Source organism: Flagellimonas sp. S3867, assembly GCF_014698935.1.
GTDB lineage: Bacteria > Bacteroidota > Bacteroidia > Flavobacteriales > Flavobacteriaceae > Flagellimonas.
In genome coordinates, this window is record NZ_JACVMN010000001.1 from 761729 (window position 1) to 777671 (window position 15943).

At 41.2% G+C, this 15943-nt stretch carries 11 protein-coding genes and 1 tRNA gene; 3 read left to right on the forward strand and 9 right to left on the reverse strand.

What is annotated here, in order from left to right:
• The gene (locus IAG46_RS03375; RefSeq protein ID WP_190808907.1) at positions 1–756 is read right to left on the reverse strand and encodes a sulfite exporter TauE/SafE family protein; all 756 of its coding nucleotides are present in this window, start codon (positions 754–756) and stop codon (positions 1–3) included.
• Between the two features lie 103 nt (positions 757–859).
• Between IAG46_RS03375 and IAG46_RS03380 the strand changes: the two genes are divergently transcribed.
• From IAG46_RS03380 to rhuM, 3 genes are all read left to right on the forward strand, one after another.
• Positions 860–944, forward strand: a tRNA-Ser gene (locus IAG46_RS03380).
• Positions 945–1195: 251 nt separating this feature from the next.
• Positions 1196–2428: a site-specific integrase gene (locus IAG46_RS03385; protein ID WP_190808908.1), complete on the forward strand. Its 1233-nt coding sequence runs from the start codon at positions 1196–1198 to the stop codon at positions 2426–2428.
• 97 nt (positions 2429–2525) lie between these two features.
• Positions 2526–3515 (forward strand): RhuM family protein, encoded by a 990-nt coding sequence (gene rhuM, locus IAG46_RS03390; protein ID WP_190808909.1) that lies wholly within the window; start codon positions 2526–2528, stop codon positions 3513–3515.
• 708 nt (positions 3516–4223) lie between these two features.
• Here rhuM and IAG46_RS03395 read toward each other — a convergent pair.
• The 8 genes from IAG46_RS03395 to IAG46_RS03430 form a co-directional block, all read right to left on the reverse strand.
• The gene (locus IAG46_RS03395; RefSeq protein ID WP_190808910.1) at positions 4224–5984 is read right to left on the reverse strand and encodes an efflux RND transporter periplasmic adaptor subunit; all 1761 of its coding nucleotides are present in this window, start codon (positions 5982–5984) and stop codon (positions 4224–4226) included.
• On the reverse strand, positions 5981–6697 hold the full coding sequence (locus tag IAG46_RS03400) for a PepSY domain-containing protein (protein ID WP_190808911.1): 717 nt from the start codon (positions 6695–6697) through the stop codon (positions 5981–5983). The genes IAG46_RS03395 and IAG46_RS03400 overlap by 4 nt, the downstream gene beginning before the upstream one ends.
• A 3-nt stretch (positions 6698–6700) precedes the next feature.
• Positions 6701–7492: a cation transporter gene (locus tag IAG46_RS03405; RefSeq protein ID WP_190808912.1), complete on the reverse strand. Its 792-nt coding sequence runs from the start codon at positions 7490–7492 to the stop codon at positions 6701–6703.
• A 21-nt stretch (positions 7493–7513) separates the two neighbouring features.
• Complete coding sequence (locus IAG46_RS03410) at positions 7514–10021, reverse strand: heavy metal translocating P-type ATPase (RefSeq protein WP_190808913.1); 2508 nt, start codon at positions 10019–10021, stop codon at positions 7514–7516.
• A gap of 67 nt (positions 10022–10088) precedes the next feature.
• Entirely contained in the window at positions 10089–10646 is a 558-nt protein-coding gene (locus tag IAG46_RS03415; RefSeq protein WP_190808914.1) for an AraC family transcriptional regulator, read from the reverse strand.
• A gap of 22 nt (positions 10647–10668) precedes the next feature.
• Entirely contained in the window at positions 10669–10938 is a 270-nt protein-coding gene (locus IAG46_RS03420; protein ID WP_190808915.1) for a heavy metal-binding domain-containing protein, read from the reverse strand.
• Positions 10939–10949: 11 nt separating this feature from the next.
• Positions 10950–12167 carry a TolC family protein gene (locus IAG46_RS03425; RefSeq protein ID WP_190808916.1) on the reverse strand — a complete coding sequence of 406 codons (1218 nt, stop codon included), beginning with the start codon at positions 12165–12167 and terminating at the stop codon, positions 10950–10952.
• Entirely contained in the window at positions 12164–15934 is a 3771-nt protein-coding gene (locus IAG46_RS03430; protein ID WP_190808917.1) for an efflux RND transporter permease subunit, read from the reverse strand. Before IAG46_RS03430 ends, IAG46_RS03425 begins: the two co-directional genes overlap by 4 nt.
• Positions 15935–15943 lie beyond the last annotated feature (9 nt).

Genomic DNA, 15943 nt, shown 5'->3' on the forward strand with positions numbered 1-15943 from the left:
TTATATGAAAAACCACAATTTTATGGCCATCGCAATGACCATGATGATTAAAAATGTTTTTATGAATCCATCTCCTTTGTTCACGGAAACTCGGCTAGAAACCCAACCCCCTGCACCTGTACCAATGGCCAATGTAAGTCCGGCAAGCCAATCTACTTTATCATTTATAATAAATACGGCCAAGGCTGACAGCGTATAGGCCAGAACTACGGAAACTTTTGTCGCGTTGACCCTGACCAAATTCATTCTGTTCACATAGTGCAAAAACAATATGATAACAAAACCAATTCCCGCATTGATGAAGCCACCATAAATTCCTATAAAAAAGAATGCAATAATGCCAATCCAAAGGTGTTTGCCGGTAGTTCGTTCAGCTAACTCTTCTACATTGATTTTTGGTTTAAAGACAATTATCAGCACCACGGCCAACATCACTATGGCCAAAATGCGGTTAAACGTCTCGCCTTTGATGTCGACGGCAATTTGGGCACCTATAATCGCTCCTATCAAAGCAGAAATACCTAAATACACATTAAAAGGAAACGTAGATACGCCCTTACTTTTAAATCCTGCAGTAGCCAAGGAAGTCTGAATAATAATGGCCACTCTATTGGTCCCATTGGCAACGCTTGGTGGCAGCCCTAAAAAAATAAGGGTAGGCAGTGCAAGCAATGAGCCTCCTCCGGCGATGGTATTGATAAACCCAGCAGCGAAGCCCACCACAACCAATAACACATAGTGATACCATTGATCCATGAGGGCAAAAGTAGTAGGTAATATTGGAATCCGAGCCTTAAAAAAAATAAAGTCTAGAGGCTTTTATAGAAATAAAAAAGGTTAGTATATTTGCACCCGCATTGGAGGAATGGCAGAGTGGTCGAATGCGGCAGTCTTGAAAACTGTTGAGGGTCACACCTCCGGGGGTTCGAATCCCTCTTCCTCCGCTGATATCATATATATCACATCATTAAAACCTGTAAATTATTGATTTACAGGTTTTTTGTTTTTTAAGGTCTCAAATGATATCATTTGAAATCATGTTAAAAAGTGCCCCTTTCGGTGCCCTTACAAATCTTATCAAAAAGGGGCACCTGATGACAATTAAAATATTGTTAATCAGATACTTATATTAAAAATTATTTAATATTTTTTTCCTAAGTTCAAGGCAAATAATGTTAAATTCGGTGTCACTTTTATGGTATCTCTATTATTTTATCTCAGAAAATACAAATCCGATCGAGTTGGAAGGTCGATGATTTATGTTAGAATTACAATCGATGGAAAGCGGTCAGAATTCAGCACAGGGCGCAAGGTACACCCCTGTATATGGGACGCGGCGTATGGTAAGGTGTTGGGGTTTTCCCAAGAAGTACGTCAGCTAAATTCCTATTTGAGCAAAATCCGAACCGATCTTTACCTCCATGCAGAGAAATTGAAGGATCGAGATCAAGTACTCACCGCGGTGTCACTTAAGGAGTCCTATTTGGGGTTGGACAAGCCCAGCAAGATGCTTCTAGAGATATTTCAGGAACACAATAATCAAGTAGAGAGTTTGGTTGGAAAGGATTTTGCCGCTGGCACTGCCGAACGTTATCGCACTGCACTGAGTCATCTGAGAGAATATCTCCAAAAGGAACATAGAAGAAATGATATTCCCGTACGACATGTGAATCACGCTTTTATATCGGGGTTTGAATATTATTTAAAGACAAAGAGGGAATGTAGTCACAATACCGCCATCAAATATGTTGTGAATTTTAAAAAAATCATTCGGATTGCCTATGCTAATGGTTGGATCACAAAAGACCCGTTCTCCAATTGGAAAGCTAGGCTGAAAATTGTTGAGCGTGAATTTCTTACGCATGAAGAGCTGCAACAATTGATGCACCATCCTTTTTCAAACAAACGTTTGGAGCATGTCAGGGACTGTTTCGTTTTCTGCTGTTTTACCGGGTTGGCGTATGCAGATGTGAAAAAGCTGACCCATGATGATTTTGTGATAGGCATTGATGGCGAGCTGTGGATCAATACCAAGCGTACTAAAACAAATACGAAAAGTAATATTCCCGTTTTGCCAACGGCTATGATGATACTCGAAAAGTATGAGAATAGTCCCTTATTAATTGATAAAAGGGTCTTACCTGTTTTGACCAACCAAAAAATGAATGCCTATTTAAAGGAAATAGCTGACCTCAGTGGTATCAAAAAGCATTTGACCACACATTTGGCTAGACATACTTTTGCCACCACAGTAACCCTTTCTAATGGCGTCTCCATTGAATCGGTAAGTAAGATGTTAGGGCATAAATCACTTCGGACAACGCAGCACTATGCCAAAATCTTAAATCGAAAGGTTAGCGAGGATATGCAGTTGCTCAAGGAAAAATTGCGGGTAAAGGATAAAATACATAAATCTAATCAACCTTGAATTGTTAGAAATAATTCAAGGTAAGTAACGCTTTTAATCAACTACATTTGAAAGGTATATTCCATATACACCTACTGAACAGTACTAATAATACAGCATGAGCAATAATAGCAACATAGAGATTTACCAAAGTTCCGATGGCCAAACCAAAGTAGAAGTAACTTTTGATGATGAAACCGTTTGGCTAAGCCAAGAGCAATTAGGTCTACTTTTTGAACGAGACAGAACGGTTGTAGGCAGACATATAAAAAATATTTTCAAGGAAGGTGAATTGGAAGAAAAAGTGGTATGTGCAAATTTTGCACATACCACTCAACATGGTGCTATACAAGGGAAGACACAGACTAAAACAACAAAGTACTATAATTTAGATGTTATTATTTCAGTGGGGTACCGAATTAAATCCATTAGAGGTACCCAATTTCGGCAATGGGCAAGCCAAAGATTAAAAGATTACTTAATCAAAGGGTATGCCCTCAATCAAAAGAGATTGCAACAAACGAATCAGGGAATCCAAGTGCTTCGATCAGGAATTCAGATACTTGGTAGAGCTATTGAAGATAAAGCGCAAGAGCAGGGTCACGAATGGCTTGGTCAGTTTACAAAGGGACTTGCGTTACTGGACGACTATGACCATGAAAGACTAGATTCAAAAGGACTCACCGTAGCAAAAACAACATATCCAACTAAAGAGGAATACCAATCCCTAATAGACCAAATGAAAAAGGAATTTGATTCCGATGTTTTTGGACTAGAAAAGGATAAAGGATTTGAAAGTGCAATTTCCCAAATATCAAAAGGATTCGGGGATCAGGACTTTTATCCCAGTATAGAGGAAAAGGGGGCTGCTTTACTGTATTTGATTACCAAGAACCATGCTTTTACAGACGGTAATAAGAGAATCGCAGCTGCATGTTTTCTTATGTTTCTTGAAATGAATGGTATGTTAATGAATAATGGAATGCCAATCATAAGCAATGAGGCCCTAGCCAGTCTTACCCTATTTGTAGCAGCAAGCAAGCCCGATGAAATGGAAACAGTTAAAAATCTGATCGTGAGCATTCTCAATAGAAATAAAGCTAAATAACAGTCTAATCAGAAATGTCCCATTTCTTACCCTTAAACTTTGCGCAGGGATCCTGTTTCGATTTTATAGTGTTTGGAAAAATAAGCTAAAATAAAATCGAAATAGGGCGCACCTACCATATCTCAAATATCCTTTTCCCATCAAAAAAAAAGAACCTTCAAACTACCCCAAACAATGTCAAATTTGATTTGACGAAAACAGTCTACCAAACGGGTACAAACTGAGGTGACAAACATTTTTTACTGTAAAAAATTCCAATGTTTATTGGGTCTACCAAGGTTTTTACAGTAAAAACTTTTTTTGGTCAAATTATATTTTTACATAATTTATTGAAAATCAATCAACTAAAAAACGTAACATCGCGTTAGCGTGTTACCCTCTTGCTTTACATTCTTCGTCCTTCAAGCAGGACAAAAACTGTAAACACTGAGTGCCTTTCCCATCAACCATATTTCTCCAAAACATTGCAAATTTCATTTATTCCTAAAATCAAAAGAAAATGAAATCATTTGAAATAAAGTATAAAGCCGTTGAATATTAATTGAAATCAGAATACTATAAGAAATAGAATATTAGCATCAAACTCTACTGTAAATGGAGAAATAACGGAAATGCAAAAAAAGGGTATAAATGGGCTTTGGTAAACCAAAAAACTGCTCTTTCCTATTGACCCTTAAAAATCCCATTTAAAAAATACTCGGTTAGAATCTAATCAATAATTTCAACAATACTCCCACATTTCAGCATCGCGTCACCGTAATAAGGATTTCGAATTTCGTTTTCAGCACTTAACCAAACGGCTCCTTGGTTATTGTTCGCCATGGGGCATTTTTGAACATATAGCGTATCCTCCAACGAATCCAAGTTGCTGACAATGGCAACCATATTTTCGTTCAGGATCACAAAATGGGTCCGTTGGTTTTCCAAATCCTCTTTGTTGGCGATAACTTCCAGCATTTCAATACTCTTATGTATGTGTGCTTTTTCCATAGCTCCCGTATCAGCCCAATCAAGCTTTTTCAAAATTTCCAAAGTTACATTGGCATGCATAGAAGTTTTGGGTGCATCACTAGCAACCAACGCATCCTTCAACTTCAAATAGGCCGACAGTACAGCTTTAAAATCATTCTTAAAACCATTCGAAAATTCCATTTTCATCATTTCTCCCGAACTGTCTGAACTCATATCTTCCTGCATTCCTATATGCCCTTCGTGACCTGTCATGGTTTTGCCCCCAATTTTGTTCATCATGCTTTTTTTGCCTTGTAATTGTGCCGCTGCATCCACGGTGAAGGTTCCATTGGTCACGATTTCTTCTCCAGAATCAAGTCCATGAGTGACCTCGATATTTTCTCCGTTTCTTGCACCCAATAGTACCTCACGCATTTCAAAGATGGGCTCATCTCCGCTTACCTTTACGTAGACCAAAGAACGTTCCCCAGTCCACATTACCGCACCTGAGGGTACGAATAATGCTGTTTCGGCGTTGGCCAGATTGCTCTCAATTTTACCAGTTACGAACATACCGGGTTTAAACAAATCTTTTTGATTCCTAAGCGTGGCTCGAACGGTTACCGTTCTAGTGACATTATCCAGAACCGGATCAATGAAGGTTATTTGGCCACCAAAAGTTTTGCTAGGGTAAGCATTGGCAGTTATGTTAATTTTCTGTCCTTTTCTAAATTGAGACAATTGGCTTTCATAGGCATCAAACTCAGCCCAAACAGTGTTCAAATTATTGACCTTGGCAATGGGTTGACCCTTTTTTAGATAGTCGCCTTCTGAGCTCATTACTTCCGAGACAGTTCCTGAAACTGTTGCATACACAGGGAAGTTCTCCTTTACCATGCCCGAGCTTTCGATGCTATTGATCTGCTCCTCGGACAATTTCCAAAGTTTTAGCTTGTTGCGAACCGCATTATACAATTGTGGTTGAGATTCCTTTAAAGAGGCTGTGGTCAACAATTCTTGTTGTGCAGCCACCAGTTCAGGCGAATAAATAGTTGCCAATAATTGACCCTTTTGTATCTCCTGACCCTCATAATTTACATTCAATTGCTCAATCCTTCCATCAAAATAACTGGCCTGCACGGCCATTGCTTCCTCGTTAGCTGCAATCTTACCTGATAAAGCAAGGGTATTATCATTATTACCCTTCGCATTTCCCACCATGGTAGTCTGTATGTTTGCCAAAGCCATTGCGTTTTTCGTCATTTTGAACTGTTCAGGAGACAATCCATCCTCTCCTACTTCTGCCGGAATCAAATCCATGCCACAGATTGGACAATCCCCAGCTTCTGGTTGCATAATTTGCGGATGCATGGAACAGGTCCACATTTGGCCCGCTTCCGAACTATGACCATGTTCTGTCATTTCCATAGTCTTCGTTCCAGAATTTCCAAACAGAAAATATCCGACAGCCAAGCCAACAATAGCCGCGATTCCGATATAAATGATACTTCTTTTCATCTTTCTCTTTTAAATCGTTTTTTAAATTTTATTACTGAAGGTGAACTGGTATACCAAAGTAAAAATCCACTCAGCACGGTTATCAGTCCCACTAATGAAAAAGCCCTAAGTACCGTGGTATTGAAATTATCTCTACCCTCATAATCCATTGTATGGGTCATCCATAGAAAATCAAAAATCCGCCAATCCCTATGGCGAACGGTTTGAAATTTGCCATCCATAGCGGATACGTAAGCTTTTATGTTTTCGTTGCTCTTATAGGTAATCACATAGGAAGGCAAAAGCTTTTCTCTGTACTCATGGTGTTTTCCTGTCTTTTCTATTAGCGAAACATTGGAAATTTCCAACCCGTCCATCATATAGTTACCAGCAACATAAAGCGCCTCTTCTTCATTGATGGATGACTTAGGTGTTCCATCAACAGCATTAAACAATTGGTTCTTGTTGACCCAGTAGTATGGCACACCATTGATATCCCTGATTTCAATCGACTTGATTCCTTCTTTGATGTTTAATTGGGAAGGCGTCATTAAATCCGAAAACGCCTTCGGTTGGTATTCCATATTTTTAAAATGGTCACCATGAATGTCATCAATGTTCGTCCAACTAAAGTATAGACCACTGATGGTCCAGAGCAGAAATTGGATTCCAAGAAACAATCCCAAATACCGATGGATCTTTCTGATTTTTAAAGCTATGTGTCTTTTTATCATTTTTTAATTACCTAGTTTTAAAATATTTAGCGCACCTCTAGTTACTATTATAAAAACAATGGCCCCGATAATCAAATCCGGGATTTGGGAATCGGTCCACAATACCAAGGTTCCGGCTACAATAACACCAAAGTTTATTATAATATCATTTGATGTGAAAATCATGCTAGCACGCATATGGGCTTCGCTACTTTTTGATCTTTGCAGAAGAAGCAGACATGCCGTGTTGGCCATCAGGGCCAGAATGGATATGACAATCATTGTTTTAAAGTCCGGTATTTCAGATACCAAAATAAAACGCCTTGCTACTTCAAAAAACCCGATGCCAGCCAACAACAATTGAAAATATCCCGCTATTTTGGCTACCCGTTTTTTTCGAAAAACAGAACTGTCCACGGCAATCAGACTTAGACCATACACAAAAGAATCTGCGAGCATATCCAAACTATCGGCCACAAGTCCCATGGATTTGGAAACTAGCCCTGTGGTCATTTCCAGAGTGAAGAAGAAAGCATTGATAACAAGTACCAACCATAATACTTTTCTTTGACCAGTGGCATCTTCTGCTATCGTTTCCGCTGTTTTCTCGGATGAAATCAAATGTTCATCAAATCTTAGCGCGGCAATGGCTTTGTGAATTCCCTCTATGTTTCCATTATGGTACACCGTCAATTTTCTGTTTTGAACATCGAAATCCAGTTTGGAAATCTGTACAATGTATCCTAACTTCATTCGAATCATAGCTTCTTCAGAAGGGCAATCCATTTTTGATATTTTGAAAATCGACTTATCCATCATGTATGAATTTAGTTCACATTATTCTATTGTATTATTTCTCAACCTTAGTGCGTTAGCAATTACAGAAACCGAACTGAAGCTCATTGCCAGGGCCGCAATCATTGGTGATAATAACAATCCAAAGATGGGATACAGTACACCAGCCGCCACAGGAACCCCCAATGTGTTGTATATCAAAGCAAAAAATAGGTTTTGCTTAATATTCTTCATCACGGCATCACTAAGGTTTCTGGCTTTGACAATACCATGCAGGTCGCCTTTCACCAAGGTGATTGCAGCACTTTCAATAGCCACATCCGTACCCGTACCCATGGCAATGCCCACATCACTTTTAGCTAGGGCAGGCGCATCGTTAATGCCATCACCTGCCATTGCCACCACTTTGCCCTCTGCTTGTAGTCGTTCCACTTCTCTTAGCTTGTCTTCGGGCAACATACTTGCTTTGAAATCTTCTAGGCCAAGCTCTTCCGCAACAGCTTTTGCTGTATCCCGGTTATCACCTGTGAGCATAATAACAGCTACTCCCTTATCCTGCAACTCCTTTATAGCCTTCGCACTGGTCTCTTTAATCTTATCCCCGATGACCACATAGCCAACAACTTTCCCATCAGCGGATAAGTATGAAACTGTCTTTCCTTGTTGCTGATATTCGCTTGCTTCCGTCTTCATACTATCAGAAACAGGGGCATTGGCATATTCCATCATTTTGGGATTTCCTAATGCCAATTGTTTTCCATCCACTGTTCCTTCAACCCCTTTTCCTGTAACGGCACTGAATTGATCGGCTTTTTTTGCTTTCGCCCCTTTTTCTTTTCCGTAAACCACGGTTGCTTCGGCCAATGGGTGTTCACTGTTGCTGTTAAGGGCAACTATCATTTCAAGAATAGCATTCTCACTAAAATCCGGACTGAATGAACCTACCTTTTCCACCGTTGGCTTTCCTTCAGTGATAGTTCCTGTCTTGTCGACAATCAATATGTCGACCTTGTCCATTTTTTCCAAAGCTTCAGCATTTTTGATGAGTACGCCGTTCTGCGCACCTTTTCCTACTCCCACCATAACAGACATGGGCGTAGCCAGGCCCAAAGCACACGGGCAGGCAATAATCAATACGGCTATGGCATTGACCAATGCATACACATAAGCCGGTTCTGGTCCCCAAATAGCCCAAACGGTAAAAGTTACTACAGCAATTAGGACAACAATGGGTACAAAATAAGCCGAAACTGTGTCTGCCAATTTTTGAATGGGTGCTCGACTGCGACTCGCATCGTTCACCATTGTAATGATTTGGGAAAGTAGCGTGTCACTCCCCACTTTTTCAGCTTTCATCAAAAAGGACTGATTCCCATTGACGGTTCCACTGCTAACCCTGTCACCCTTGGTTTTGTTAACAGGTAGTGGTTCTCCAGAGATCATTGATTCGTCTATGGCGCTATACCCTTCAATGATTGTCCCATCCACGGGAATTTTATCCCCTGGTTTTACTTTTAGGATATCGCCAATTTCTATTGCATAGATATTTACCTCAAATTCCTCTCCGTCTACAACTTTTAGCGCTGTGTTCGGGGCCAATTTCAATAGTTCCTTTACGGCAGAGTTGGTTTTGCTGTGCGCCCTTGCCTCCAACAATTGTCCTTGTAGTACTAAAGTCAAAATAACCGTTGCGGCTTCAAAGTAGACATGTACCGTTCCTGATTCCGTTTTGAATTGCTCCGGAAACACATCTGGCAAAAACATGCCCACTACGCTAAAGAGCCATGCCACCCCCGCACCAATCCCGATAAGGGTAAACATGTTCAGGTTCCATGTCTTGATACTTCGATAGGAACGCTCAAAAAACATCCAAGTGGCATAGAATACCACCGGAATTGAAAGTACGAACTGTATCCAGTTCCAATATTTCTGTTCCAAAATAGCATACAACGGATTGTTTGGAACCATCTCACTCATTGCGATGAGAAAAATGGGAGTGGTAAATGCCACCGCAACCCAAAACTTCTTTCGCAGCTTAAAATATGTTTTCTCTTCAGTGGAAAGGTCAGGTTCAATCGGCACCAAATCCATCCCACAAATGGGACAGCTGCCTGGTTCATCCTTTATAACTTCAGGATGCATGAGACAGGTCCATTGACCGTCAACGGCACCTATATTCAATTGCTGCTCTTCCACCAAATCCATCCCACATACCGGACAATCACCGGGTTTGTCATAGGTCTTGTCTCCTTCACAATGCATGGGACAGTAAAATGTACCTGTTCCTTTTCCTTTTGGCTTTGGTTTGTCTTCCTTTTCGGGGGGATGGTGATGCTCCCCAGGTAGATGGATGCTATAATTGCCCCCTCCTGTTTCAAGCGCTTTTTGAAAGCTGTTGATTTCAATATGGTGTCCCATCTCGATGACCGCCTCTTTTTTTTCCAAATCAACTGTTGCTCTCGTAACGCCATCAACAGCATTGAGTGTTTTCTCAACATGACTTCGGCAACCATTACAGGTCATCCCGTGTATGTGATAGGTGTGTTTCATAATTTCAAATTAACCATCAAAACTACCTATTGTTGTTTCCAAAGCTTTGCACAATTATGGGTTTCATTTATACAATTTGGTCAAGCGGTTTTCTGTTCCACTCCCGTGCTTTTTGATACGTCCCCATTGACATTCCAGTTGCCGATTTAAATTGCCTTGCCAAATGACTACTGCTATTATAACCGAATTGATAGGCTATTTCGGAAAATGTCCTGTCCCCCATTTGAATGAGTTCTTTTACTCTCTCAATTTTCAGGCCGATGAAGTACTTCTCAATGGTAATGCCTTCATGGGCACTGAACAATTTGCTTAGCACGGAATAATCCTTGTTCATCTTGTCGACAATATATTTCGAGAGATTTTGGTTTAAACTTTGATCTTGCAAACCAACTATCAAATGTTTTTTTATTTGGGTGATCAATTGTTCTTTTTGGCCAATCACCAATTCAAAACCATTTCTGTCCAAAATCTCTCGAACTTTATTTATCTCAATGTTAGAACTTTCCTCAAATGTAACTTCTCCCAATTCTATATGGGCTATACGCAATCCATTTTTTTCCAACTCGGATTTCAAAACCGATTTACATCGGTCGCATACCATATTTTTTACCTTAAACGAAGTCATTGGGAGTCAAATTCGGTTATTTTTAGTGTGTGTGGCCATCTTTTTGATGTTCTTCATTGGCCATATAGTCCATACCACATTTTGGACAGGTGCCCTCCGCATCACTTCCACTACCCTCACAGTGCATTGGGCATACATAGGCTGATGCATATTCCTTGCCCTGCTTTTCGGCAGTTTCGATTTGCTCGGTATCGGCCTCAGTGTTTTGCTCTGTTTTGCTCTTGCATGATACTGAAAGAAATAGTGTTGCAACAAAAGCGATAGTTATAAATGTTTTGATTCTCTTGTTCATTGTTTAAGGATTTACTTGTTTATTAAATAATTGATAAGCGCAGATTGTATGTAGTACAGCTGCACCGATTGAATTTGATTGAGTTGAAATTTTAATTGCAATTCCTGAATATCCAGCACATCGTTGAAATCGATTGTTCCCGTCTCATAATTTTTGGTCAGGATTTGTTCCGCATCCTTGGCTTGATCCAAGTTTCTTGCTTGGGTGTTAAACGCAATGCGAGCTTCGTTACGGATGGATACCGCTTTCGCCAACGCTGATTCCAGGACATTCAACCTTTCCTGTTTTTGGAATGCAATTTCCTGTTTACGGAGTTCGTTCTGTTTGGTTCTGGAATCGTATCGCTTATTGAAAATCGGAATGGAAAACGACACCATCGGCATCACGATGTCCTTGCCGTTATCGCTAAAAATCATGTCGGGTCGCTCCTGTACAGGCACATAGTCCAGCCCAAATCCTAGCATGGGTGAGCCTTCTTTTTGATTGAGCAATTCTGCCTGGGTCACAGACTCATACATCTTATCATAACGGAGGAGTTCAGGGTTTAACCGTATGCTATCAATAATCACAGGGTCATTCTCAGGAATATTTACTGTTTCACCGACTTCAACTGCTAAACCAGTATTTCGGTTCAACAATGCATTGAAATTGGCTTGTTCCCCCATAAACCGCTCCTGCAAGATTTCCTTTTGCTGTTGTAATTCGTTCTGGCGAATTTGTAATTTCAGAACGTCCACAGCAGAGGCCTTACCCACTTCCACCGAAGTCAATGCCAAGGTTTCAAAGGTTTTGAGCAATTGTATGTTCTTGTCCAGCACATCCTGCTTGGTATTTAAACCGTACAACTTGTAGTATGACTGAGCAACGGACAATGCCAATTTTCGTTTGGCAACAACGTAATCCACATAATCGGTTTCAGCCATTGCAGTGGCATACTTTTCACGCGTGGAAACCGTACCAAACCAGGGTAGCATTTGTTTAGCAGAAAATCGAGCCACTTGTGCCCCTGTTCTTGTCTCTGGTTCACTCACAAAATACCCAGCTCCAAATTCGGTATTGGGTAGCCAATTGGCTTCGTTGACCTTTTCTTGGGCAATATTATAGCGAACTTCATAGGCCTGAATATTTGGGTTATTTGCCTGAGCCTCGTTGATATAGGACTGCAACTGTTGCGCATTTCCCAAAGCGGAAACAAACAAAAGTCCAATAATGGTTTTTACTTTTTTCATTTGCTTGCTTTTTTGAGTTGAACTTCTTTTCGCCAACCGAACAAGACCGGAACAACAAAAAGGGTAATGAGTGCAATGAGCATTCCACCAAAACTTGGAATGGCCATTGGTATCATAATATCGCTTCCACGTCCTGTGGAAGTTAGTATGGGCAGCAAAGCCAATATCGTCGTTGCGGTGGTCATTAAACAAGGCCGGATACGTTTTTCTCCCGCCTCAACCACTGAATCATGAATACTTTTCAAGTCCATAGGTTTATTCCTGTCAAAGGTTTGGGTCAGGTATGTAGCCATTACAACACCATCATCGGTAGCAATTCCAAAAAGCGCTATAAAACCTACCCAAACAGCAACACTTAAATTGATGGTGTGCATCTGAAAGAGTTCTCGCCAGTTTTCACCAAAAAGATTGAAATTGAAAAACCAGTCCTGTCCATAGAGCCATATCATGATGAACCCGCCTGCAAAGGCAACTGCAATCCCTGAAAATACCATTAAGGATGTGGCAACACTTCTAAACTGGAAATACAAGATTAAAAAGATGATGATAAGGGCTAATGGCACAACAACGGACAAAGTTTTTTCAGCCCGCAATTGATTTTCATAGGTTCCTGTAAAAGCATAGTTAATCCCTTTGGGCACCGCAAGTTCTCCATTCTCAATCTTGGCTTGAATAGCTGCTTGGGCGTTCTCCACAACGTTCACCTCGGCGAAACCGTCCAACTTGTCAAACAATACATAGCCCACCAAAAAGGTGTCCTCACTTTTAATGACCTGAGGACCTTGTTCATACCTAATGTTTACCAGCTCATCAAGAGGCACTGGACTTCCTTTGGACACCGGAACATAGATACTTTTCAAATCATCGGGGTTGTTCCGTAGTTCCCTGGGATAGCGCACCCTTACTGCATAGCGCTCCCGACCTTCAACCGTTTGGGTCAAAGGCATTCCACCAACAGCGATGGAAATAACTTTTTGGACGTCTTCAACCGTAACACCATAGCGTGCCAATTTTTCTCGGTCTATATCAATGAGCAGATAGGGCTTTCCTACGATACGGTCTGCAAAAACAGCCTGTTCCTTAACACCTTCGGCTGTTTTTAAAATGTCTTCCAATTGAAGGCCAAACGCCTCTATTTCCTTCAAGTCCTGACCTTTTACCTTGATGCCCATGGGTGCGCGCATTCCGGTTTGGAGCATGACCAAACGTGTCTCGATAGGTTGTAATTTGGGTGCAGATGTCACCCCAGGGAGCTTTGTCACCCTTACAATTTCGTTCCAAATATCATCCGGGGACTTAATTTCTGGTCGCCAGTTTCGGTAGTACTCCCCATCATTATCTTCAATGAGTAAATTTCTGTCGATACTGGAGAAAGTCCTCTCGACTTCGCTCGATGTGACATTTCCGCTCAAATTGGGATTTGCAGCTTTTTTCCCATTTTTCAACACGAAATAACCCTCTTCATCAATTCTAAAACGTTGGGGTTCGCCATCAGTATTCAATTCATACTCCGACCGATATTGTATCATGTTCTCGTACATGGAAAGTGGCGCAGGGTCCAAAGCGGATTCTGTCCTGCCCGATTTCCCAACTACCGTTTCGATTTCAGGAATGCTTGCAACCGCCATGTCCAATTGCTGCAATACCCTTTTGTTCTCTTCTACCCCAGAATGCGGTAATGAGGTAGGCATTAACAGAAACGAGCCTTCGTTAAGAGCAGGCATAAACTCCTTGCCCGTATTTCTCATTATCAAAATACCTAGAACCAATATCACTGTAGGTATTGATAGGAACAGCATTTTATTCTGTAACGCCCATTGAAGGATTCTTGTATAATACCTTCGGAATGCCCAAAAGGTACCTAACAATCCAAAACATATTATACTTACAAAAAGTAGGTTCATTACAATGCTTCGGTCAAAGCCCAAGGGTCTCCAATAGGAAGCTAAAAGGAATACTATGGCCGAAACTGAAATAATGATGTTCAGACGGGTCGCCTGTTTGTCCGAAAGTGTATATCCGTTGAACAAGCGAGAAGCCAATTCCGGATTCTTCAAAGGTCTTATGGTCCCGAAAGCCATCAATACCAACCCAATCCAATATCCATAGACAACTGCCACTAGACCGGTTATGATAAGTGCAGCGCTAAAAACATAGCCTATGATACTTTTGCTTCTTTTCCTTCTGAAGAAAAAGGCAGCAAATGGGGGTATCAAAAAGAGTGCAACAATAATTGAAGCTGTTAGGGCCATGGTCTTGGTAAATGCCAATGGACGAAACAGCTTTCCTTCGGCACCTATCATAGTAAATACAGGAATAAAACTGATGATGGTGGTCAGTACTGCGGTCAGAATCGCTCCTGAAACTTCGGTGGTTGCATTATATACCACATTATTGATGGTAAGTTGTTCATTGTCATTTCGCTCTTCGTTTTCATCAAGATGTCTTATGATATTTTCTGATAATATCACCCCAACATCCACCATTGTACCAATTGCAATGGCAATACCTGAGAGGGCAACAATGTTCGCATCCACTCCAAAAAGTTTCATTGAGATGAATACCATCAACACTGCGACAGGCAACAGACCTGAAATCAAGATGGAAGCACGTAGGTTGAACACCATCACAATAATGACAAGTACGGTAATTAGAATTTCAAGGGTCAAAGCTTCATTGAGTGTTCCCAAGGTCTCTTGGATCAATTCAGTTCGGTCATAAAAGGGAACAATAGTTACTTGAGAGGTACGACCATCAACCAGCTCTTTTGTAGGTAGTCCCGAAGAAAGCTCAGCCATCTTTTCTTTGACATTATTGATAACTTCCAGTGGATTTGCACCGTATCGAGCAACTACAACACCGCCTACAACTTCGGCGCCCTCTTTATCCAATATCCCTCGTCGGGTAGCTGGTCCCAAATTTACCCGGGCCACATCCTTAATGCGAATAGAGGTGTAGTTTTCCGCATCTACGACGGCATTCTCAATGTCTGCTATGGAGTTTACGTAACCCAATCCACGTACCAGATACTCCGCCTGATTGATTTCCAAAGTCTGGGCCCCAATATCTTGATTGGATTGCTTAACGGCCTTTACCACATCGCCCAACTGGATATTGTACTGACGCATCAGCTCCGGGTCAACGTCGATTTGATATTCCTGGACATAACCACCAATAGAGGCTACCTCCGAAACACCGCTTGCTGAAGACAGTGCATATTTTACGTAATAGTCTTGAATACTACGCAGTTCGTGCAAATCCCACCCTCCGGTAACATTGCCATCTTCGTCACGACCCTCTAAAGTGTACCAGAAAATCTGTCCCAAACCTGTGGCATCCGGTCCAAGAGATGGATTCACTCCGTTTGGCAATAACCCGGCAGGTAGGGAGTTCAGTTTTTCAAGAATCCGGCTTCTTGACCAATAGAATTCCACATCCTCTTCAAAAATGATGTAGATGCTGGAAAATCCGAACATCGAAGAGCTTCGGATGGTCTTTACCCCAGGAATTCCCAGCAAGGAGGCGGTCAAAGGATAGGTAATCTGATCTTCAATATCCTGCGGGGAACGACCGTCCCATTTTGTGAAGACAATCTGTTGGTTCTCCCCTATATCCGGAATGGCATCCACTGCAACTGGATCACTGGGTAGAAAACCGATGTCCCATTTAAAGGGTGCGTGTACAATTCCCCACCCCACAAATAGGGCCAGTAACAGAACCGCTACCAGTTTATTTTCGATTAAGAATTTTATCGCTTTATTCAGCATTGTTTTAAT